Source organism: Mycolicibacter senuensis (assembly GCF_003284925.1).
GTDB classification, from domain to species: Bacteria; Actinomycetota; Actinomycetes; order Mycobacteriales; family Mycobacteriaceae; genus Mycobacterium; species Mycobacterium algericum_A.
In genome coordinates this window covers 88,601-109,750 of sequence record NZ_QMEX01000003.1, presented here as the reverse complement: position 1 = coordinate 109,750, position 21,150 = coordinate 88,601, and the positions used below count along the sequence as shown (strand labels likewise).

The window sequence follows — 21,150 nt, the reverse complement described above, 5'->3', positions numbered from 1 at the left end:
ACGAGCCTAATTAGGCTGGTGCGTCATGATCGGAGTTACCCGCGACGAAGCCGTCACCACCATCGAGCTGCAACGTCCCGAACGGCGCAACGCGCTGAACTCCCAGCTTGTCACCGAACTGCGGGAGGCGATCGTCGACGCCGCCAGCCACGACGTCCGGGCGATCGTGCTGACCGGGCAGGGCAGCGTGTTCTGTGCCGGCGCGGATCTGTCCGGCGATGCGTTCGCCGCCGACTACCCCGACAAGCTGCGCGCCCTGCACCAGAGCATCGGCGACGTCCCGCTGCCGGTGATCGGCGCGATCAACGGCGCCGCGATCGGTGCCGGTCTGCAACTGGCGATGGTCTGCGACCTGCGGGTGGTGGCCCCCGAGGCGTTCTTCCAGTTCCCGGTCGCCAAGTACGGCCTGGCACTGGACAACTGGAGTATCCGTCGGCTGACCTCGTTGGTCGGCTACGGGCGGGCCCGGGCGATGATGCTCACCGCGGAGAAGCTGCCCGCCGACGTGGCGCTGCTGACCGGCATGGCCAACCGGCTGGGCACCGTTGCCGACGCGCAGGCCTGGGCGCAGGAGATCGCCGGGCTGGCGCCGCTCGCCCTGCAGCACGCCAAGCGGGTGCTCAACGATGACGGCGCCTACCAGGAACAGACGCCGGAGCACAAGGAGCTGTTCGACCGGGCCTGGGCCAGCCAGGACGTGATCGAGGCGCAGCTGGCCCGCATCGAGAAGCGGCCGCCGAAGTTCCAGGGCGCCTGACCGGAGCCCGCGGTGAGCGCAAACGCCACGGATCCGGAAACCGCCGGTCACCGCCTTAGACTCGGCAACATGTTGCGCGGTGCGCTTCGGCTGGCCGCCGCCACCGCGTCCTTGGCCGCCGGCGGATGGACGGTTCGTGCGCTGCGCGGCACGCCCGGGGCCCTCGGTGCCGCACCGCACGCCATCGACGCGGTGGCCGCCCGCTCCAGGCATTACCGCGACGGGGTCTTCCACAACATCGAGCGGGCCTCGATGGTCAACATGGATCGCGAACAACAGCGGCTGATGCTGCGGGAGCTGTTCGCCGACCGCGGCGCGAGCCGGCCGGTGGCGCCGGTCCCGCTGGTGGTCCCCGACTTCGCCGGCGCCGCCGAACCACTGACGGTCACCTGGCTGGGCCACGCCACCGCGCTGATCGAGGTCGACGGCTACCGGGTGCTGACCGATCCGGTGTGGAGTGAGCGTTGTTCGCCGTCGGATGCCGTCGGCCCCAAGCGGTTGCATCCGCCGCCGGTGGAGTTGTCGGCGCTGCCCGCGGTCGATGCGATCGTCATCAGCCATGACCACTATGACCATCTCGACATCGACACCGTCACCGCGCTGGCCCGCAGCCAGCGGGCGCCGTTCGTGGTTCCACTGGGCGTCGGTGCGCACCTGCGGGCGTGGGGCATTCCCGCTGACCGGGTTGTCGAACTCGATTGGGATGAGCAGGTTTCGTTGGGCGAACTCACGTTGGTGTGCACGCCGGCCCGCCACTTCTCCGGCCGGTTCTTGACCCGCAACATGACGCTGTGGGCCTCCTGGGTGATCGCCGGGCCCGATCATCGGGTCTACTTCGGCGGCGACTCCGGCTACACCGGGAGCTTCGGGCAGATCGGCGCCGACCACGGTCCGTTCGACATGACCCTGTTGCCGATCGGCGCCTACAACACCGCCTGGCCGGACGTGCACATGAACCCCGAGGAGGCCGTCCGGGCGCACTTGGACGTCGACGGTGCGACGCTGGTGCCGATCCACTGGTGCACGTTCCGGCTTGCGCCGCATCGCTGGGATGAGCCGGTGGAACGGTTGCTGGCCGCTGCCGAGCCGGCCGGGGTGGCGGTGGCCGTCCCGCGTCCCGGCGGTTCAGTGAGGCTCGACGGAGGAGAGGCGAAGCTGGGACCGCCGCATGAACACCGCGGTTCAGTGAGGCTCGACGGAGGAGAGGCGAAGCTGGGACCGCCGCATGGGCCCGGCGAGCGGATCCGGCCGGCGGCCGGCGACATCGAGCCGTGGTGGCGGTCTTGACCGTCGCGCGGGCCGCCGCGGGGCTCAGCGACGACGACGTCGCCCAGCGGGTCGCCGACGGCCAGACCAACGACATTCCGGTGCGTGCCGCGCGCAGTCTGCACGAGATCGTCCGGGCCAACGTCTTCACCCGGATCAATGCGATCCTGGGCGTGCTGTTCGCCATCGTGCTCACCACCGGTTCGCTGATCAACGGGCTGTTCGGACTGCTGATCGTCTTCAACAGTGTCATCGGCATGGTCCAGGAGATCCGCGCCAAGCAGACGCTGGACAAGCTGGCCATTGTCGGGCAGGCGAAACCGGTGGTGCGCAGGCAATCCGGGACGGCAGAGCTGCCGCCAAGGGAGGTGGTGCTCGACGACGTCATCGAACTCGGTCCCGGTGACCAGATCGTCGTCGACGGCGATGTCGTCGAGGCGTCCGATCTGGAGGTCGACGAATCGCTGCTGACCGGTGAAGCCGAGCCGATCGCCAAGAGCATCGGTGCCCACGTGATGTCGGGCAGTTTCGTGATCTCCGGCAGCGGCGCCTACCGGGCTACCCGGGTCGGCGGCGAGGCTTACGCCGCCAAGCTGGCCGAGGAGGCCACCAAGTTCACCCTGGTGAAATCCGAACTGCGCAACGGCATCGACCAGATTCTGAAGTTCATCACCTATCTGCTCATCCCGGCCGGGCTGCTGATCATCTACACGCAGTTGTTCACCACGGACGTGGGCTGGCGGGCCTCGGTGCTGGCGATGGTCGGGGCGCTGGTGCCGATGGTTCCCGAGGGCTTGGTGCTGATGACGTCGCTGGCATTCGCGGTCGGGGTGATCCGGCTGGGACGGCGGCAGTGCCTGGTGCAGGAACTGCCGGCGATCGAGGGGCTGGCCCGCGTCGACGTCGTCTGCACGGACAAAACCGGCACGCTGACCGAGAACGGCATGCAGATCTCGGAGGTCATCGAATTCGACGGTGGCGCAGGTCTTCCAGTGCATCGTGCGCTGGCGGCGCTGGCCGCCGACGACGCCAGGCCCAACGCCAGCATGCAGGCCATTGCCGCGGCGTTCCCGACGTCGCCGGGTTGGGTGGCGAACGCCTTCGAACCGTTCAAGTCGTCTGCCAAGTGGAGCGGTGTCTCATACGGCGAACACGGTAACTGGATCATCGGGGCTCCGGACGTGCTGCTCGAGCCGTCGTCGGCGCCGGCCGAACAGGCCGAGCGGATCGGGGCGAGGGGTTTGCGGGTGCTGTTGCTGGGGGTCGGCGACCTGCCCGTCGATCACCCGGACGCACCGGGGCAGGTCACTCCGGCCGCGCTGGTGGTGCTGGAGCAGAAGATCCGGCCGGATGCCCGGCCCACGTTGGAATATTTTGCCGAGCAGGGGGTCTCGGTGAAGGTGATCTCCGGTGACAACGCCGTCTCGGTAGCCGCGGTGGCCGGCGAGCTGGGATTGAACGGGGATGCGGTGGACGCTCGCAAGCTGCCGCCCGAGCCGGACCGGTTGGCCGACGCGCTGGACGAGCACACCGTGTTCGGCAGGGTTCGCCCGGATCAGAAGCGCGCCATGGTGCGCGCCCTGCAGGCCCATGGCCACACCGTGGCCATGACCGGTGACGGCGTCAACGATGTGCTCGCGCTCAAAGACGCCGATATCGGTGTCGCGATGGGAGCGGGGAGCTCGGCGGCACGCTCGGTGGCGCAGATCGTATTGCTGGACAACAAGTTCGCCACCTTGCCTTACGTGGTGGGCGAGGGCCGCCGAGTGATCGGCAACATCGAACGGGTGGCGAACCTGTTCTTGACCAAGACGGTGTATTCGGTTCTGCTCGCTCTGCTGGTCGGCCTGGTCGGGTTGGCTTCGGCGCTGTTCGGCACCGAGCCGCTGCTGTACCCGTTTCAGCCGATCCACGTCACCGTCGCCGCCTGGTTCACCATCGGCATCCCGGCGTTCATCCTGTCGCTGGCGCCCAACAACGAACGGGCGAACCCCGGATTCGTACAGCGAGTGATGAGCGGGGCGCTGCCGGCCGGCCTGGTGGTCGGCATCGCCACGTTCACCTCATACCTATTGGCCTACCGCGGCAGTGAAGCCACATCGGTGCAACAGATCCAGGCCTCCACCACGGCCCTGATCACCCTGCTGACCACCGCCGGGTGGGTGCTGGCCGTCGTGGCGAGGCCGTATCAGTGGTGGCGGCTGACGCTGGTGATCTGCTGTGGCCTGGCCTATGTGGGCATCTTCGCGATCCCGCTGGCCCGGGAGAAGTTCCTGCTGGATCCCTCCAATGTGGCACTGACGTCGCTGGCACTCGGTGTCGGGGCAGTCGGTGCGGTCGCCATCGAGGCGGTGTGGTGGGCGCGCGGCGCCATGCTCGGCGAGCGACCCAAGTTGTGGCGAGAGTCGGCAACGAACACAATGACCCAGCGATCACACTGACCCAGCGATGAACACGCGATAACCGGGACAAGAAGGGAACAGAATCACATGGCCAAGCTCTCCGGCTCCATCGACGTCCCACTTCCTCCCGAGGAGGCCTGGGGGCACGCCTCGGATTTGTCGCGCTACAAGGAGTGGCTGACCATCCACCGGGTGTGGCGCAGCGTGCTGCCCGAAACCCTGGAGAAGGGCACGACACTCGAGTCGATCGTCGAGGTCAAAGGCATGCCCAACCGGATCAAGTGGACGATCGTGAACTACAAACCGCCGACGGGGATGACCCTCAACGGCGACGGCAAGGGCGGGGTCAAGATCAAGCTGCTCGCCAAGGTCACCCCGGCCGGCGACGGCTCCAAGGTCAGCTTCGATGTCCACCTGGGCGGACCGGCGCTGTTCGGGCCGATCGGCATGCTGGTGGCCGCCGCGCTGAAGAGCGACATCAACGAGTCGCTGCAGAAGTTCGTCACGGTGTTCGCGCCGGCTTGAGCGGTTGGGCGCCATGCCATCCCGTTACCGGGGCAGTCGCGGCCACGGCGAGCGCGTCGATGCGGGCTAGTGTCACAACATGACTCGCGTACACCCGGGCTGGCTCGTCGCACTGTTTGCTGCGATCCTGTCGGTCAGTGCGTGGCTGCCCTGGCTGACCACCTCGGCCCACGGGGGAGGGCGTGCCAGCGCGATCGGCGGCACCGCCGGCAGTATCGCCTTGCCGCCCCGCTTCGGCGTCGGCCAGTTGATCGTGCTGCTGGCCGCCGTGCTGCTGGTGGCCGGTGCGATGATCGGCCGTGGGCTGTTCAGCAGACTGGCATCGGTTGCCGCACTGGTGGTCTCACTGGCCATCGTCGCGTTGGGCGTGGCGTTCTACCGGCTCAACGTCGTCGCGCCGATCACCGCGGGCTACGGGCTGTACATCGGCGCGGTCAGCGTGGTCGGCGCACTGGGCTGCTCGGTGTGGGCGCTGGTGTCGGCGGGGCGTCGAGGCTGAGCTCCGGCCCCGGCGGCTACACGGTGAAACCGCCGTCGACGTTCCAGTTCGCGCCGGTGACGAATCCGGACTCGGGGCCGGCGAGAAAGCTCACGATGGCGGCGACATCGTTGACGTGCCCGTAGCGGCCGAGCGGCATGAGCTTCTTCAAGCCCTCGGGGAAGGCGCCGCCGTTGTCGGGGTTGGCGTCGGTGTCGATCGGGCCCGGTTGCACGTTGTTGACGGTGATGCCGCGTGGTCCGAGTTCGCGTGCCAGGCCCCTGGTGAACGACGCCACCGCGCCCTTGGTCATGCCGTATACCGAGAACCCGGCGGTCGGAATCCGATCGGCGTTGATGCTGCCGATGTTGATGATCCGCGAGCCCTCACCCAGGTGCTTCACCGCGGTGCGTGTCGCCCAGAACATTCCGCCGATGTTGACCGCCACGAGGCGGTCGAACTGCTCGGCCGGAAAGTCATCGACCAGCGCCCCGTGCGCGACGGCGGCGTTGTTCACCAGCACGTCCAGCCCGCCGAGTTCGGTGGCGGCTTGCTCGACCGCGGCCACCACCTGGGCGGGATCGCCGGAGTCGGCCTGGATGGCGACCGTCTTTCCGCCGTTGGCGGTGACCTCGGCGACGACCTTGTCGGCCTCGGCCGCCGATGCCGAATACGTGAACGCCACCGCGGCGCCGTCGGCGGTCAATCGCCGTACGGTCTCCGCACCGATGCCGCGGGAACCTCCGGTGACCAGTGCCCGCCGTCCCGTCAGGGGTGCTGTGCTCATGTCGTGGCCTTTCAGCTAATTACGAACCGACGTGTTACTTAGTACTATGAGCTCAAGGCCGTTCCGAAGCGAATGCATTCCCGGTGTGGTCGGAGTCACAGAGAGGCGGGGCGCGATGGCGGTGGGCCGGCCACGCGAGTTCGACCCCGATCAAGTCGAGCACGAGGCGATGAAGCTGTTCTGGGCCCACGGCTTCGACGGCGTCTCGATCTCCGACATCAGCGCCGCGACCGGGGTCAACCGCCGCAGCATCTACGCGGAGTTCGGCTGCAAGGAGCAGCTGTACGAGCGAGCGATGCAGCGGTACGTCGCGGGGCCGGGCGGCTACCTGGTCGAGGCGCTCGCGCTGCCGACCGCCCGCAGCGTCGCCGCAGCGGTGGTCCACGGGGCGGCCGACGCCGTCAGCGGCAACCCGCGCGGCTGTTTCACCGTCGACGACGGCCCGGGAGTGGCCGAAATGCGGGAGGCGTCGGTGCGCCGGCTCGCGCAGCGATTCGACGCGGCGGTGGCCGACGGCGAGCTGTCCGGCGTCGACACCCTGCTGCTTGCCCGCTGGATCGCCACGGTGTGTCAGGGCATCGCAATCCAGGCACGAGGCGGAGTCAGTCGTGCCGATCTGCACGCGCTGGCCGACGTGGCGTTGGCGGGCTGGCCGGGCTCCTGCTGACGCCGCGGGATCGCTCGGCGGCGACTCCGGGTCACCGCAGCGCGGCGATGACCTTCGCGAAGGCTTCGGCGTGGTGCTGCTGCACGGTGAAGTAGCTCACCCCGTAGCGCCGGCGGTATTCCCGTAGCGTGTCGGCCATCTCGTGCGGTGACCCCGACAGCACGGCGGGCATGGCCAGCAGTTCCTGATCCGACAGGGTCGGGGCGAATCGGCGAGTCAGCGACAGGTCGGGCATCCCGGAGGCATCGGTGGGCACAGCCGTGATGGCGAGATTCAGTTCCAGCGTGTCGAACCGATCGCCGGCGGCGGCGCGGACGAAGGCCACGCGCTCCGCCAGTGCGTCATCCGCGCCGGCCACCCGTGCCCCGGTCAGTCCGATGATGCCGGCGTGCCGTGCCGCCACGGTGAGCAGTCGGTCGCCGCTGCCGGCGATGAGGATGGGCACGTCCGGCTGGTGAGTCGCCACATACGTCGTGAGGTGTTCCAGGTAGGCGATGCGGCGTGCGGCCGTCGGGAACGGTAGTTCGGCGGCTTCGAACTCCGCCCGGACATACCCGGCGCCCAGGCCGACCTCCAGCCGACCGCCGGACAGCAGGTCGGTGTCGGCGATGTCGCGGGTCAACAGGGCCGGCTTGTAAAAACAGGCGTTGAGCACATACGTGCCCAGCCGGATGCTGGTGGTGGCCGCGGCGGCCGCCACCAACGCGGGGAAGGGGGCCGGGGCGCCAAGGTGATCGGGCACGTGGAGAACATCGAACCCGAACCCCTCCAGCCGCCGCGCGGTCTCGGCCAGCGCGGTCGCGGACCTGATCGCGTGCACGCCGACACCGAAGCGAAACCGCCTGTCCACCACCACCACCTACCTCCTAATCCCAGGACTGGGCCGCCAGCACCAAGCCTCGCACCAGCGCCGACGTGACCGGCGACAGGCCGTCCGGGCCGGGCGGTTGGCTGCGCGGACTGATCCCCCGGACCCGCGGCGACAGTTCCAGTTGGGCCCCGCCGCCGCGGACCTGATTGACCGGGTTCGCCGGATGCAGGCCGCGCAACCCCACCGGGATCGCCTCGAGGTCGGTGATCACCTGATAACCGGGCAGCACCAGGCAGCGGGCGAGGTGCTCGGCCAGGCGGCGGTTACGGCCACCGGCCAGCAGCTGGGTACTGCGTGCGATCCGGCCGTAGCCGTGCAGCGACACCACGACGTCGACATGGTCGAGAAATTCGGTGAGCCGCGGGGACTCCGCGGCGAGATAACGCGTCGACGGCAGGTGCCGCCGATACCCGTCGGGGTGCCGCACCAGATACACCGATGCCCCGGCCGCGTCGGCGGCGCGTTCGGCGATCACGTCGGTCATCTGCTCCAAGCCCCCGCCGTGAATGGCCAGGAAGCCGAACCGCGACCGCAGCCGACTGTCCTCGATGACGTCGGGTTCGGCCAGCAACGCCGAAAGCGACTGCGGTCCGGCTTCTTCGGCGGCCGGAAGGCGCAGCGGCCATTGGATCGGATCCCAGCGCCGCAGAAACTCGATCCATGCCGGCGGAAGCCCATGCTGGACGGCCGCGCCGATGATGCGCTCCAGATAACCGTCGCGCGGCGCACCGGTCTGCACCCGATGATCGATATAGACCCACGCCGGCGACGAACCGTCGCTGGTGTCGATGGTCAGCCGGTCGCGGCGGTAGCGCACCGGGACACCTTCGGCGCTGTCCAGCGCGGCCAAGTCGCGATCGGACACCCGCCACACCACCCCGTGCACCCGCGATCCGGGAAACGGCTCGACGGTGGCCACACCGCGCTGATTGATCAGCCAGTCATGGTCGGCCAGCGTCGCCGGCCGGGGATCCGACGCTTCGGGGCAGCGGCGCGCCATCTGCTGTGCGCACAGGTTGGACCCGTACGCGAAGTAGGCGTGCTGTGTCGCCGTCACCTAGCCCGGCGACTGCCTGATGATCACCACAATCTGCAGACTAACGGTGGCGGCGCCGGGCCGCCGCCATGCCGTCAGCGTGGCGGACGCGCCGGCGGTGCGGGGGCGGATGCCGTGGGCGTCGGGGTGGTCCGGTCGCCGGCCGTCTCCGTCGGCTGCGCCTCGGGGAACGCCCACTTCCCGGACAGCATCTCCTGCTCGGGCTGATAGAGCCGGACCAGGTAGTTCCATCCCGGCGTGACCGGCAGGCAGTTGACGACATCAGCCGAGCAGCCGCCGAACTGTATGGTCACCGATCCGTCATCGGCCTTCGTCGCGGTGACGTCGTTGACCGAGTAGGCCTGCTGCGGATTCTCGGTGAAATAGCCGTTCTTGTTGTAGACACTGACCGACCAGAAGGCACTCACCGGGACGTCCTTGACGGTCAGCCGATACACCGTGTTGCCGTCGTTGCGGGCCGGGGTGACGTTCAGGTACAGCGCCTCAGTCTCCGGGCTGCCGCCCCAGGCCGCTGCGGCGCCGATCAAGTGCCGCACCGGGTCGGTGTCGGCCAAGCTGCCGAACATGCCGCGGGTGTCGGGGATGGTCTCGGCCAGCACCAGCAGCGCGTCGCTGACCTTCTTCTGGCTGACCGGATCCCACCGGGGGACCTCGAAGGTTCCGGACTCCTGCTGGGCCACGGTGATCTGGTCCTGCAAGCGGTGTGCTGCCCGCAGGTCATCGGGGTCCTTGGGGTTGGCCAGGATGCGGACGGTGATCATCACGTAGCGGGTGCCGACGTGGTCTTGGTCGAGGGTGTGCTCGCCGCTGCCGTAGAACATGTCGGTGACGTATTCGTCCTGGTTGATCACCTGCGCCGACATGTACCGCTCACCGGGGTCGGGCAGGGTGATCGTCACCGGAGCCGCCTGCAGGTCGAACACCGCCGCCGAATACAGGGTGTCCCGGTTGGATCGCACCACCAGCTGCCGGTCGATCGGGGTGAGCTCACGCATGTGGAAGAACCGACCGAAACCGTTCTCATTGACGACGTTGGTGAACTCCTGGTCGGTGATGGCCCGCACGAAGTTATCCGGCGACACCAACACCATGCCGTTGGGGGTGCTGCGCGGCGCCAGGTGTGCCAGCGGGTCCGGGCCGGCCTTGGTCACGGTCAGCCCGCATCCCGTCAATGTCAGAGCGGTCGTCACCGCGCCGAACGCAGAAACCCATCGCTTGAACATGCAGCGCAACCTACCCGGCGCCACCGGCCGATGGCATATCAAAGGGTTTCGCGACACCAGTAGCGGAATTCGGGTGTGAGCTGTTGCACGCCTTGGGATACCGACGTAGGGTCCCGAATGAGAGTTCGCCATTAATTGGATGTGCAAATAATGAGAGCTCAATCCGAAGGAGTGGCCGTGCAGATGACCGGGAGCACCGAAGGCGACCGTTGCGGCCTAATCCGGCGGTACGGGTTCGCCACAGCAGCAGTGGGCACCGCGCTGTCGATGGTGGTGGGCACCCCGGCGGTCACCGCCCGGACCACGCCGGCGGTGGCGTTGACGTCGACGGCTGGGTTTCAGCCGGCAATCGATGAGCTGATCGCGGAGATGCAGCGGCTCGTCGGCGTCAATATGGAACTCGACTACGCGGTGCCCGGCAGCGAAGACAACCTGATGACGATGCTGCAGAACACCAACTACCAGTTGCTCAGCGCCGGACTGTCCCGCGTCACCCAGTTGTTCAACGGGGTGTTCTTCCAATCACCCGAGGCGATCGCGGGCAATGCCGCCGACCCCCGCCAGTACTTCGATTTCTTCACGCCCGACATCTACTACCGGGTGACCGCCGGTTTGGCACCCGGTGCGACATATGTGCTGAACGGGACCCTGGGCGGGGGGACCGAGCACTTCGTGATCAGCACCCAGGCCATCACCGGCGGGTCGGCGCAGGCCATCGAGAATCTGGAGATGGGTCACGGGCTGGTGGTCAACCCCGACGGCACCTTCACGGTTTACATCGGTCCGGAGGCGCCGGAGGGCGCCGTCAACTTCATGGATTCCACCGACGCCACCGTTGGCGGCGCCGCATCGCTGCTGATCCGGGACATGCTCGGCGACTGGGGCAAGGGCCCCGGTCACGTCACCCTGCAATGTGTGGCCGATTGCCCACCGTTCTTCGCCATCCCCGAGGGCGGGTTCTTCCCCAGCGACGACCCGGTCGGAGCCACGCTGGAGCAACCGGGCGGCATCACCTCGATCGACTCGATGCTCACCACGCTGTTCAGTGCCTTCGCTCAGGTCATCGGCCCGTTCAACACCCGTGCCATCGAGGGCGGGGCGTCGGTGGGGATGAACGTTCCAGCCAACACCATGTTCGACTTGAGTCCGCAGACCAGTTACGGCGCCGGGCTGGAGAGCGCGGTCGTCACCGGCGGCAACTTCGAATTGGATCCCGGTGAGGCACTGGTCGTGAAGGTGCCCACGGTGGATGCGGCCTACAGCGGTATCGAGTTGATGAACGTCTACGGCGGCGCGTTGCCCTACGTGATGGCGCAGACCACGCTCAACCACACCACCACCTACCACGCCGAGGACGGCTACACCTACTACGTCATCAGCGGCACCAACCCGGGTGTGGCCAACTGGCTGGACACCGGCGGCATCAACACCGGGGAGATCTTCGCCCGGTTCGAGAACGTCACCGACCCCGGCAATGCGCTCGGCCTGAGCGTGGAGACGCAGGTGGTGCAGCTCAGCGATCTGGCCGGCGTCCTGCCGGACGACACCCCCACCGTCAGCCCGGAGGAATTCGCCGCCGACATGGCGCAGCGGGTGCTGTCCTACGGCTACGGCCTGGATGTGTCGCGGATGCACGCCCAGCCCGACTGGGTGTTGCAGAACCTGCTGATGAACGGGTTGCAGGGCCTGATGGGTGACGAGAACTACGAGGCCGTGTTCGGCCATGAGCCCTTCACGCCGATCGCGCTGCGGTTCACCGAGGCGCTCAGCCCGAACTGGGATGCGGTGTGGAACAGCATCATGGACCACCCGATGGAAAGCCTGACGGCGGTGTGGAACAACCTGCCGCTGCTGGCCAGCGACATCAACCTGCCGATCACGCTGGCGCTGGCCCAGACCGCGCTGTCGGTGGTGATGCCGCAGCTGCTGATCCCGGCCATCAACGACGCGCTGTTCGATCCCAACACCAGCATCCTGGCCGGGCTGCTCAACGCCCGGGACGACTTCGCGACGGCGATCCTGACCGCCACCGACGCCTGGCCGACTGAACTGGGTGAGCAGGCGACTCAGCAGTGGGCGAACATGGCGGACCTGATCGCGAGCACCCCGAGCTTTGATCTGTCGGATCTGTTCGGGGCCTGATCGGCGCGAGTTCGGAACGTGGTGCCCCCGGGCGGATTCGAACCGCCGACACCGGCTTTAGGAGAGCCTGCAAGCTCTCGTAGTCCAGGTCGCGAAAGCTCTTCGGAGCTGGCGATATAGCACTATTCGGTGCTAACTGAAACCACGGCGTGTCGTAGATTCACCGACCAAGCACCGACCGCAGATCAGCGTTCAACTCCGGGCTTAGTAACGAGCGAAGCCCCCCGGCTGCAACCAGGGGGCCTCACGGAGGCGAATATGGAAACCACCGTTCTTGCGCGCGTGACGAGTGTATCGCGGGCGCTCGATGACAGCACCGTTCTGGCGATCCGGGGTGGTGTGCGATGACCCAACTACCAACGGACTGGGTTGTGGAGGCCTTAGGATCCTGGGTCTATCTTGAACACATCGACCGCAACCAGCCGTTGCTGGAATTTGAGCTGTCTGATGTCGACGCATTTGCGATCGGCATGGCTCTGATTCGTTCATCGGAGCAGGCACGGGCTGTCCGAGCGGCAACTGACGTCGCCGAAGAACGCGTTGGCTCGAACGTCACTCGTGATAGCGGGGTCGACCAACACGGCAAGGGCGTCTCCGTGGAGGGTGCTGGTCGCAAAGAATCGACTGTCGTGATCCGCGAACTGAGCGAAGATCATTCGGTATCGGCAGTAGAGGCGTGGCTGCCCGGTTGGCGATGGCCGGCTGTGCGGGCGGTGCAGCGCGGCACTAGATGGCTCGTGTCCTTGGATCCCGTCGTCAGTACCGCGGCCGGCGTAGAGGACGCCGCTCATAGTGCTTTTGATGCGATCAATGCGGACGATGCCCGAATCTGGGTCAAACTGCTTGCTGCCCTCTACGTGAAGGCGTCGGCGAAATGAGTCCGATGCCGGAGGGATGGTCGGTCGACGTCGACGGTGCCAATATCGTGGTTTCGTTCCCGGAGGGCGATCAGGACGGGCGACGCGTGCTCAGCAGACATGACGCACGCGTGCTGCGGGTCCAACTATATCTCGCGCATCTGTTAGCTGGGCGGAACCGATGGTCCACGGGCGCCGAGCCGGGCGCTACATCCGAGGAAGTTGCGGCCCTTCGAGCTGTCATGCAGGACCACCCCGATCTGCGCGGTGCTGACATCACGTACCAGGTAGCGGCAGAATTGCTCGAACGCTTCAACGCGTACGTCGGTCGCAACCTTGAACGAATTCCGCTCAGCTCAATGAGCGCAGAACCCGTTAGCACTGCTCCGGTAACGGAACCCGAAGGGGCAACGGCGACCGGTGGGCTTCCCCGCGGATGGAGCATCCGTGCCAAAGGGCATGAGGTTGAATTTATCGTGCCGGCGAGCGCCGCGGACGGCTACTTTGACCTCCGAATAGAGGAGGCGCTAGCGGTAGGTGTCGCAGTAACTCAGCAGGCCGAGCGGGCGCGACTGGCCTGGCTGGAAGCGCGTCAAAGAGCCATCGAGGAAACCAGCGGCTCTCTCAGTAGCGCCTTTGAACCGGACGAGCTCCGAGATCTACGGAAGGACTGGTCAGAATGACCGAGCCGTTACCGGACGGATGGTCTGTCGAGGACGCCGACGGCCTCGTTGTCGTCCGAATGCCACACGACTGTGCAACCTTAGCTCATGGATTGTCGCGCAACGAGTTACGGAGCCTGATCGCGGTTTTGGTCGGCGCTGTCCAATCTATTGAGCCACTTGCGAACGAGACGCTGCTCCACGGTTTTGGCTCCGTAGGAGTTGTGCAGTCCCTGGAAGGGTGGGCTGTCTACGTTTTATCGGATCTGCGTATCCACATTGACGTCGATCCGCCAGGGCCGAGCGGCTACTACACGTTGAGTGCTGCGGAAGCGGCCGCGCTCTGGCGGAGCCTGATGTCGGCGTATTGGCTTGCTGACGAGGATATCTCGCGGGCAATCAAAGAAGGCACCTGGCTTCGGAACGACCTTCCGGAAAATGGAGATGAACGGGACGACATAGACGGGGAGACCCCACAGTGACGTCAATGGCGGCACCCGGCGACGACTACGCAGTCGGCGACGCGTCGGCCCGGAGCGCTTGCGCGGAGGGCCAGAGCGTCGACCGCGCGAGCGCAGCGAGCGCCCTTGGTAGTACTCAGAGTTATTGCTTCACACCGGAGTCGGCGGCTGACGGCACCATGTTGAGGGGGGCTGATCCTGCTGAACGCCGCCGGGTCCGGTGGGCCGGTCGTGCGCTGCTTTGGCAAGCATCATCGCTGAAATCCGTGCGATGCTGCGGTCGGATGCTCCATAACGATGCGGTAGGAGATCCCGACGATGGCCAAGGGGTTGTGATCCAACGGCGAAAGGTTGACGGCCGCATGGTCGCGAGCTACCGCGGCCTGATGACGTGCGGATCGGTGTGGGCGTGTCCGAGGTGCTCGGCCGTAATTGCTCACACTCGGGCGGAGGAAGTCGCGGCAGGGGTTCGCGAGTGCTACCGCCGCGGTGGAAAGGTTTACCTGCTCACGCTGACGATGCGCCACTCCAGTCGCGACCAATTGGTGGATTTGTGGGACGCGTTGAGTTCGGGCTGGAGATCGGCTTTCGGCCAGCGGTCTTGGACAGGGCAGAGATCCCGTACCGAGCAGCGCCGCGGCGGCCTTGTAAAGATTGCCAACATCATGGGTGACGCTGAAAGATTCGATGTCGCCGGCTTGACGCGGGTGGTGGAAGCCACCTACGGGGCACCGAAGGATGGCGGTCATGGTTGGCATCTACATATTCACGCGCTGGTGTTTTCGGCGTCGTCTATGGCCGGTGGATTGGCTACCGAGCTTCCTGTTTGGGTTGGTGGTGCTGTCGACCGAGACTGGTTGGCACGCAATGTATTTGCTTCTCGTGTTCATTCACGATGGGCGACAGGGTTGTGCCGTGCGGGGTATCGATTGCCTGGATCGGTGGCGGTGGATGTCCGTGAGGTAGCCGACGAGGGCGCGGAGTACATCGGTCAATACTTGGCAAAGGCGACGTATGACGCTGCTGCAAAGATGGGCGCCGAGATAGCTACAGGGCAAATATCGAAAACTGGCCGTGCCGAACGGAACCGGACGCCATTTGAAGTTTTGGCAGATCTCTCGGTCTCAGTCGATGCTCGTGGGTTCGGGGTCAGGACACCACGTCACTGGTCGGTTATGCCGGCTGCAGATGGGGACTGGGCCGTGATCGATACCGATACAGGCGAGGTGCTATCTGTCACGCCTCCTGGTGAGTGGCGTGTCTGGCATGAATGGGAGCAGGCTTCCAAGGGGCGTCGTCAGATCATGTGGTCAAAAAAACGCCGGAACCCAACGAGCGAGCGTGAGCACATCTGGAACGCTGTGCTGACTGTTCGCGGGCTGACGGCTGACGAGTCAGACGAGGTGGTGGCCGCAGTAGACACGCATGGCGACTGTCTGGGTGAGATCAGTCGGAGTGATTGGTATCGGATTGTCGCCTGGCGACCGGCGCTGATTGTGGAGGTCTTGGAGGCTGCCGAATCTCTAGGGGTGCAAGGGGTCACTCGCGTCCTTGCCGGTTGCGGTGTCGATTTCTTGGAGCATCCCCCACCCAGGTCACGGGCTGCCTAGCATCGGCAGACTCGCTGGCAAGGGCACTGTCTTGGCGCGCCGACTCATAGTTTGCGCTGCGCTGTTGCGGGCCATAACCAGAACGCGCTGCGGATCTCCACCTTTGCGCAGCCCATCGCTGGGGCGGTGCCCGTCGAGCAGATCTGAGCGTGCCTGCATCCAGAGAGCGATCATCCAGGCGTCGTCAGTACCAGCGGTGAGAGTGGATAGGACATCGGCGAGCGCTGGGATGGTCGCGCCGTCGGGGAGAAATTGCCAGGTCGGGTAGACGGTGACACCGTCGGTCGTCGGGCACGCAAGTACCGCGTGCTTGGCCGCCATCTCATGCACGGCTTTGTGCGAGACCCCGAGTCGGGTCTGCGCCCCGCCACTGTCAAAAAATGGGCCAACCAGTGTGTCCCATGGTGACTCCGCGGCTGCGGTGGCGTCCGGGGTCCGTTGGGCATCGAGGCGGTCAGCTTCGGGTTGGTTGGCGTTCGAAGCCATGGGAAAAGGATGTCACATTTCTCTCCCGCCGTGTATCCCTGCGGCGACAGCTATTGGTACGGCTGTAGCTTCGCTGAGTGCCAGAAGCGAAGTCGGGGAGGTATTTCTACTGTCATGCGGCGCTGATCTACGGCGCTCTCGAAGAACTGCTCGACATGATGATGTGTATGGAACCCTGCCATGGATTTTCCCCGTTCTGTCAGTAGGCCTGGGTACGTTCGTGCTATGCCAGCGATACCGGGAACTTTGACTGGAGAGCTTGTACGGCGTCGAACGCCACTTCGCGAATGGCTTGCGACAGAGCTGCCGCACTGCGACGCGGTCTACGAAAGCTTTCGCAAGACGGTGACGCAAGAATGCATTGAACCGCCGAGGGGTGTGCCTGCCGGAACGCTCGGTTCAGCCCTTGACTATCTAATTCGTTACACTGTGGAACCGAATTACGATGCGCCACTCGCTGCGCTTGGAGCTTGTTTTGCTCAACTGGAGAGCCGACCTCATCCCGAAGCGGCTAGAGTCGACTGGCAATCGGCCGTGGTCGACGCGATCGAGTTTTTACAGGCTGCGTCGCGTGGGCTTTCACATGCTCGCTGCTCCGATTCGGATTTATTGACCGCACTAATGCAAAAATGTTGGATACTGGCGCTATTCACTGAGCTCGTGCGTGGTGTGTCCCTCGATCGTTCGCCGCTCGGGCAGATGGGTGACGAATTACGTCCGCGGCGGATGGCCGATTTCGATGAACTTATGCCCGATGAGATAAACGCGGATATCTACTCTCTGTACCGACATGTACAGGGAGTTCTGATGCCATTTATCGAAGTGCGAATGAGTGCTGGCACTAGGGTGATGAGTCCGGATCTAGGATGCCAAGGGCTGGCCGCTGATGCAGATCTTATGGTTGGGACGACTCTCATTGAGATCAAGGCAGTCGTCGGCCGACGAACCCGCGCCGGTGTACCGCGTTACGGCCTCGATGCGCGAATGCTGTATCAGCTAGTTAGTTATGCGCTGTTGGCGAACTGCGCGGGCTACGAAGTTGACGAGATTGCCATCTTCAACGCCCGTTACGCACATCTAGAAAGTTGGCATCTCGCAACGCTCCTTTCGGAGCTTGCCGGCCATTCGGTGACGACTAAAGACATCGCGGCAAAATTCCGCGCATTTATCGGAACTAAGTACGGGAAAGTGTGACGGATCAAGGAAGCCTTACTGCCAAAGGAAATCCGACTCGAGGACTGATAGATGATGTTTAGTGGTCGACGCTTAGCTGAACCATTTCGGCTTTCACCATTTGCTCGTGTACGTGTCACGTGGTCGTGGTTCCAAGGCCCAGTCATACTGCGTCGTTGGATGATACCTGCGTTCGCTGTTCTGCTGACTTTTGCTTGTGCGGCTGGTGCAACAGCAGTGATGGTCTTTGACCGTTCCGCCACCACCATCCCTGGCTCGTCGGAGGGAATTCAGCGAACGACCGTGCCTGGTGTCGCGGCGCCGATTGATTTCCCCGGAGCCGAATGTCACGCCATGCAGCAGATTACCCGAGGGGGGCCGGCTTCGTCCGCTCCGATCGTTGTCGTCATGGATCCGTCCGGAATCCCCTACGGTCCGGCGTGTTTGGTCTCGGGCGGCACAACTGGCAGGTCGTGATTTGGGTGGCGACTCGCTTGTTATGTCGACTGACTCCGAATCCGTCGTGTCCAGATGCTTCAAGGTCGCGCCCCGGACTCGGTCTTGATCAGGATGGCCGGTCTGTTCGACGACGAATAGTTAGCAAAGCTCCGGCCACTCGCCATCACCTTCATGGGTCGACAACCCGCGAACGTCACTCCGGCCCAAGCCACTCCACCGCTGCCCGTTCCGCCGGCGTCGGCGGGTACGCCCGGAGATGCGCCCCGCCGAATCAGCAGGCCAGCACTGCGGCGCTGCCGGCTGCCAGCTGGGCGTCGAACGCCGCAGCTGCGACGGGTGTGAGGACGAGGAACCGTTAGGGCGATGGCGGCGTCTAACCCGGGCATGGATGACTACGCAGAAAGACTGCTGGCTTTGTGCCGACTACGGCATGTCGGGGGAATACCGGAGACCGTTGTGGCTGGGCGCTATGGTTCAGCCCATGCCGAAGGCTCTTTCTCTGAACGAGATACGCCACCGCTGCGCACAGTTCGCCTCGGAATGGCAGAACAGCGAGGGTTACGAACGCGGAGAAGGTCAGCAGTTCGTTCAGCAGTTGTTGCAGGCCTACGGCATGCCCAGAACTCGTACTGCCCTTTACGAGAAGCGAGCGCAACGCAGCAGCACCGGAGGCCGCGGCTTCATCGACGCGCTGATCCCCGGCCTTGCGGTGGTCGAGATGAAGTCCGCGGGGGAAGACCTCGTCGCTGCCGAGCGACAGGCACTCGATTACCTCGACAGTCTCAGCGAGGCCGAGTACCCGCGCTACGTGATCACCAGCGACTTCACCAAGTTCCGGGTTCTGGATCTGGAGCTTTCCGCTGATGGCGCCGTCGACGACGTCACTGAATTCGCGCTCGGCGACTTGCCAGCGAACGCCGAGGTGATGGGATTCCTCGCGGGATACGAGGTCCGCGGCTTCGGCTCTCGCCAGCAGGAGACGGCGTCAATCAAAGCTGCGCAACTGATGGCTGCCCTCTATGAGGAAGCCGAATCTGCGGGGCTGCACGGCCAGCAGGTATCAGTGTTCCTGACGCGCACCTTGTTCTGCCTGTACGCCGACGACGCCGCCATCTGGGAACGCGACCTATTCTACGAATTCATCGAATCGCGCACCAGTGAAGACGGAAGCGACCTCGGGGCGCAGCTCAGCGTGCTGTTCCAGGCGATGAACACGGAAGTGGTCAACCGGTCGCCATCGCTCGATGAACTGGTAGCGCGATTCCCGTACGTCAATGGCGGGGTTTTCGCCGATCCGCTGCCGATCCCGGCCTTTCGCAAGGAAGTTCGAGATGCCCTGCTGGTGTGCTGCGCCTTCAATTGGGACGCCATCTCGCCGGCGATCTTCGGATCACTTTTCCAGGCCGTCAAGGACAAGGAAGCCCGCGATAAACTCGGTGAGCACTACACGACCGAGACGAACATCCTCAAGGTAATCCACCCGCTGTTCCTGGACGAACTTACCCAGCGGTTCACCGACGGCTACCACAACAAGGTGTCCCTACGGCGGCTGCTCACCACCCTAGGAAAGCTCCGCATCTTCGACCCCGCTTGCGGGTGCGGAAACTTCTTGGTCGTCACTCTGCGCGAGCTGCGGGCTCTGGAATTACGCATCTTGATCCGCCTACAGGAACTAGGCGAGGATTACCAGCACGAGTTGTACGCCGAGAACCTCATCCGCGTCAAAATCGACCATTTTTTCGGCATTGAGATCGACGACTGGCCGGCGCGCATCGCCGGACTGGCGCTGCATCTGGTAAATCATCAGGCGAACAAAGCGATGGAGTTGGCGATCGCACTGGCCCCTGAGCCGCTGCCGCTGATCGAATCCGGACACATCACGGTCGACAACGCATTGAAGTTGCCGTGGGAGGAAGTCATCGCTCCAAGCAGCGATGTGTACACGCTCGGCAATCCGCCATTTCTGGGCGACCACTCCCGGGACGCTGAGCAGCTCGCCGAGCTACAGGCGGTCTGGGGAACCAGCCAAACCAGCCGCATGGACTACGTGACCGGTTGGTACAAGAAGGCGATCGACTACTACGGCCAAATCGCAGGTAGGTTCGCGTTCGTCTCGACCAACTCGATCGCGCAGGGCGATCAGACGCATCGCGTGTTCGGCCCGATCTTCGAAGCTGGCTGGCGCATCCGTTTCGCCCATCGCACCTTCGCGTGGACGTCAGAAGCGCCCAACGCCGCTGTCGTTCACTGCATCATCATCGGTTTCGACCGCGGCGGACGTAACACCCCTGCCCCTGTGATCTATACCTACAAAGATCTCAGGGGCGCCCCGGAAGCGATGCCCGCCAAGAACATCAACGGCTACCTGCTTGACGGTCCAGACTTCCTCGTCGGGAAATCGACACAGCCGATTTCGCCGTCGCTCCCCGAGGTTTGTTACGGTTCAAAACCCACCGACGGCGGCTTCCTCATCGTTACGGCGGAGGACTATCCGGCTGCGGTCGCGGACGAAAACATGAGCCCGTACCTACGGCCCTACCCGGGCACCACTGAGATGCTCTATGACAAGCCGCGCTGGTGTTTGTGGTTGGTCGACATGAAGCCCATGCACCTGAAAGCATCAGCGGAGCTTCGCCGTCGGCTCAGAGGAGTCCGACAGTCACGGCTGGAGTCGAAGGCTGCTACTACCCGCGACTGGGCCGACAGGCCACGGCTGTTTCGCCAGATCGGTTTCCAATCCGACAAGCAGTTCGTCGGTATCCCCGAAGTCTCCTCGGGCACACGCCACTACCTGCCCGTCGGCTTGCTGCAACCTGACACGATCGTGTCGAACAAGATCTACGCGGCCGATGACCCGGACGGATTCCTATTCGCCGTCGCGAGCTCAGCAATGCTTATTACCTGGATGAAAGCCGTGGGCGGCCGGATGAAATCCGATCCGTCGTTCTCCAGCACCATCATGTGGAACAACTTCCCGCTACCTAAGGTCACCGCAGCACAACGGGTCGCGATCTGCGCCGGCGGCAAGGCCGTGTTGGCAGCACGTGCACTGCACCCGGACCGGACCCTCGCTGAAGCGTACGACCCGCAGAACATGACTAGCGAGTTGCTGAAGGCGCACGCCCAGCTCGATCGTGCTGTGGATGCCGTATTTGGCCTCAAGGGCCACGTCGACGAAGATGCCCGGCTCAAAGCTCTCTACGCGGCGTTCAAGGCGCTAACTTCCGCGAAGAAGAAGTAGCCGCCATGGGAGCTGAGACGACAGGA

18 protein-coding genes and 1 tRNA gene are annotated in these 21,150 nt (G+C 64.8%); 13 read left to right on the top strand and 6 right to left on the bottom strand.

Going from position 1 to position 21,150, the window contains the following annotated elements; genetic code table 11:
• The first annotated feature begins 25 nt into the window (after positions 1–25).
• The 5 genes from DQP56_RS02545 (at position 26) to DQP56_RS02525 (ending at position 5,449) form a co-directional block, all read left to right on the top strand.
• A complete protein-coding gene (locus DQP56_RS02545) occupies positions 26–757 on the top strand; it encodes an enoyl-CoA hydratase (RefSeq protein WP_112683432.1) in 732 nt (243 codons plus the stop codon).
• Between the two features lie 69 nt (positions 758–826).
• On the top strand, positions 827–2,044 hold the full coding sequence (locus tag DQP56_RS02540) for an MBL fold metallo-hydrolase (RefSeq protein WP_112683431.1): 1,218 nt from the start codon (positions 827–829) through the stop codon (positions 2,042–2,044).
• Complete coding sequence (locus tag DQP56_RS02535; protein ID WP_205868780.1) at positions 2,029–4,464, top strand: HAD-IC family P-type ATPase; 2,436 nt, start codon at positions 2,029–2,031, stop codon at positions 4,462–4,464. Before DQP56_RS02540 ends, DQP56_RS02535 begins: the two co-directional genes overlap by 16 nt.
• A gap of 48 nt (positions 4,465–4,512) precedes the next feature.
• The gene (locus DQP56_RS02530) at positions 4,513–4,950 is read left to right on the top strand and encodes a type II toxin-antitoxin system Rv0910 family toxin (RefSeq protein WP_112683430.1); all 438 of its coding nucleotides are present in this window, start codon (positions 4,513–4,515) and stop codon (positions 4,948–4,950) included.
• Between the two features lie 79 nt (positions 4,951–5,029).
• Positions 5,030–5,449 carry a hypothetical protein gene (locus DQP56_RS02525; RefSeq protein WP_112683429.1) on the top strand — a complete coding sequence of 140 codons (420 nt, stop codon included), beginning with the start codon at positions 5,030–5,032 and terminating at the stop codon, positions 5,447–5,449.
• 16 nt (positions 5,450–5,465) lie between these two features.
• Here the strand turns inward: DQP56_RS02525 and DQP56_RS02520 are convergent, their stop codons facing one another.
• Positions 5,466–6,215, bottom strand: coding sequence for a 3-oxoacyl-ACP reductase family protein (locus tag DQP56_RS02520; RefSeq protein WP_112683428.1), 750 nt, complete (start codon positions 6,213–6,215; stop codon positions 5,466–5,468).
• Positions 6,216–6,330: 115 nt separating this feature from the next.
• Between DQP56_RS02520 and DQP56_RS02515 the strand changes: the two genes are divergently transcribed.
• Positions 6,331–6,882: a TetR/AcrR family transcriptional regulator gene (locus DQP56_RS02515; RefSeq protein WP_112683427.1), complete on the top strand. Its 552-nt coding sequence runs from the start codon at positions 6,331–6,333 to the stop codon at positions 6,880–6,882.
• A gap of 31 nt (positions 6,883–6,913) precedes the next feature.
• Here DQP56_RS02515 and DQP56_RS02510 read toward each other — a convergent pair whose 3' ends face one another.
• From DQP56_RS02510 to DQP56_RS02500, 3 genes are all read right to left on the bottom strand, one after another.
• The gene (locus DQP56_RS02510; RefSeq protein ID WP_205868779.1) at positions 6,914–7,738 is read right to left on the bottom strand and encodes a TIGR03621 family F420-dependent LLM class oxidoreductase; all 825 of its coding nucleotides are present in this window, start codon (positions 7,736–7,738) and stop codon (positions 6,914–6,916) included.
• Positions 7,739–7,748: 10 nt separating this feature from the next.
• Positions 7,749–8,810 (bottom strand): poly-gamma-glutamate hydrolase family protein, encoded by a 1,062-nt coding sequence (locus tag DQP56_RS02505; protein WP_112683426.1) that lies wholly within the window; start codon positions 8,808–8,810, stop codon positions 7,749–7,751.
• A gap of 74 nt (positions 8,811–8,884) precedes the next feature.
• The gene (locus DQP56_RS02500; RefSeq protein WP_234825478.1) at positions 8,885–9,892 is read right to left on the bottom strand and encodes a DUF1214 domain-containing protein; all 1,008 of its coding nucleotides are present in this window, start codon (positions 9,890–9,892) and stop codon (positions 8,885–8,887) included.
• A gap of 324 nt (positions 9,893–10,216) precedes the next feature.
• On the opposite strand from DQP56_RS02500, the gene DQP56_RS02495 reads away from it, so the two are divergent.
• Complete coding sequence (locus DQP56_RS02495) at positions 10,217–12,175, top strand: hypothetical protein (protein ID WP_234825472.1); 1,959 nt, start codon at positions 10,217–10,219, stop codon at positions 12,173–12,175.
• Positions 12,176–12,194: 19 nt separating this feature from the next.
• Here the strand turns inward: DQP56_RS02495 and DQP56_RS24605 are convergent.
• A tRNA-Arg gene (locus DQP56_RS24605) sits at positions 12,195–12,288 on the bottom strand.
• 231 nt (positions 12,289–12,519) lie between these two features.
• Here DQP56_RS24605 and DQP56_RS24400 point away from each other — a divergent pair.
• From DQP56_RS24400 to DQP56_RS24395, 4 genes are all read left to right on the top strand, one after another.
• Positions 12,520–13,053, top strand: coding sequence for a hypothetical protein (locus DQP56_RS24400; protein ID WP_133258882.1), 534 nt, complete (start codon positions 12,520–12,522; stop codon positions 13,051–13,053).
• Positions 13,050–13,715 carry a hypothetical protein gene (locus DQP56_RS02490; RefSeq protein WP_112683424.1) on the top strand — a complete coding sequence of 222 codons (666 nt, stop codon included), beginning with the start codon at positions 13,050–13,052 and terminating at the stop codon, positions 13,713–13,715. The genes DQP56_RS24400 and DQP56_RS02490 overlap by 4 nt, the downstream gene beginning before the upstream one ends.
• Positions 13,712–14,176, top strand: coding sequence for a hypothetical protein (locus tag DQP56_RS02485; RefSeq protein ID WP_112683423.1), 465 nt, complete (start codon positions 13,712–13,714; stop codon positions 14,174–14,176). Before DQP56_RS02490 ends, DQP56_RS02485 begins: the two co-directional genes overlap by 4 nt.
• Before the next feature lie 644 nt (positions 14,177–14,820).
• Positions 14,821–15,765 (top strand): hypothetical protein, encoded by a 945-nt coding sequence (locus DQP56_RS24395; RefSeq protein ID WP_205868778.1) that lies wholly within the window; start codon positions 14,821–14,823, stop codon positions 15,763–15,765.
• Here DQP56_RS24395 and DQP56_RS02475 read toward each other — a convergent pair.
• Positions 15,751–16,251, bottom strand: coding sequence for a hypothetical protein (locus tag DQP56_RS02475; protein ID WP_112683421.1), 501 nt, complete (start codon positions 16,249–16,251; stop codon positions 15,751–15,753). The two genes, DQP56_RS24395 and DQP56_RS02475, sit on opposite strands and share 15 nt — an antisense overlap.
• Before the next feature lie 225 nt (positions 16,252–16,476).
• Here DQP56_RS02475 and DQP56_RS24390 point away from each other — a divergent pair, with 225 nt between their 5' ends.
• Together DQP56_RS24390 and DQP56_RS02465 are read left to right on the top strand one after the other, a co-directional pair.
• Positions 16,477–17,445 (top strand): hypothetical protein, encoded by a 969-nt coding sequence (locus DQP56_RS24390; RefSeq protein WP_133258880.1) that lies wholly within the window; start codon positions 16,477–16,479, stop codon positions 17,443–17,445.
• Between the two features lie 919 nt (positions 17,446–18,364).
• Positions 18,365–21,124, top strand: coding sequence for a DNA methyltransferase (locus DQP56_RS02465; RefSeq protein ID WP_112683419.1), 2,760 nt, complete (start codon positions 18,365–18,367; stop codon positions 21,122–21,124).
• Positions 21,125–21,150 lie beyond the last annotated feature (26 nt).

What these genes read in the sequence shown, in the direction of transcription:
- DQP56_RS02545 (WP_112683432.1), top strand. Translation starts at nt 26, where the DNA reads ATGATCGGAGTTACCCGCGACGAAGCCGTCACCACCATCGAGCTGCAA.
- DQP56_RS02465 (WP_112683419.1), top strand. Translation starts at nt 18,365, where the DNA reads ATGCCGAAGGCTCTTTCTCTGAACGAGATACGCCACCGCTGCGCACAG.
- DQP56_RS02515 (WP_112683427.1), top strand. Translation starts at nt 6,331, where the DNA reads ATGGCGGTGGGCCGGCCACGCGAGTTCGACCCCGATCAAGTCGAGCAC.
- DQP56_RS02490 (WP_112683424.1), top strand. Translation starts at nt 13,050, where the DNA reads ATGAGTCCGATGCCGGAGGGATGGTCGGTCGACGTCGACGGTGCCAAT.
- DQP56_RS24390 (WP_133258880.1), top strand. Translation starts at nt 16,477, where the DNA reads ATGCCAGCGATACCGGGAACTTTGACTGGAGAGCTTGTACGGCGTCGA.
- DQP56_RS02530 (WP_112683430.1), top strand. Translation starts at nt 4,513, where the DNA reads ATGGCCAAGCTCTCCGGCTCCATCGACGTCCCACTTCCTCCCGAGGAG.
- DQP56_RS02495 (WP_234825472.1), top strand. Translation starts at nt 10,217, where the DNA reads ATGACCGGGAGCACCGAAGGCGACCGTTGCGGCCTAATCCGGCGGTAC.
- DQP56_RS02520 (WP_112683428.1), bottom strand. Translation starts at nt 6,215, where the DNA reads ATGAGCACAGCACCCCTGACGGGACGGCGGGCACTGGTCACCGGAGGT.
- DQP56_RS02540 (WP_112683431.1), top strand. Translation starts at nt 827, where the DNA reads ATGTTGCGCGGTGCGCTTCGGCTGGCCGCCGCCACCGCGTCCTTGGCC.
- DQP56_RS02485 (WP_112683423.1), top strand. Translation starts at nt 13,712, where the DNA reads ATGACCGAGCCGTTACCGGACGGATGGTCTGTCGAGGACGCCGACGGC.
- DQP56_RS24395 (WP_205868778.1), top strand. Translation starts at nt 14,821, where the DNA reads ATGGGTGACGCTGAAAGATTCGATGTCGCCGGCTTGACGCGGGTGGTG.
- DQP56_RS02525 (WP_112683429.1), top strand. Translation starts at nt 5,030, where the DNA reads ATGACTCGCGTACACCCGGGCTGGCTCGTCGCACTGTTTGCTGCGATC.
- DQP56_RS02475 (WP_112683421.1), bottom strand. Translation starts at nt 16,251, where the DNA reads ATGGCTTCGAACGCCAACCAACCCGAAGCTGACCGCCTCGATGCCCAA.
- DQP56_RS24400 (WP_133258882.1), top strand. Translation starts at nt 12,520, where the DNA reads ATGACCCAACTACCAACGGACTGGGTTGTGGAGGCCTTAGGATCCTGG.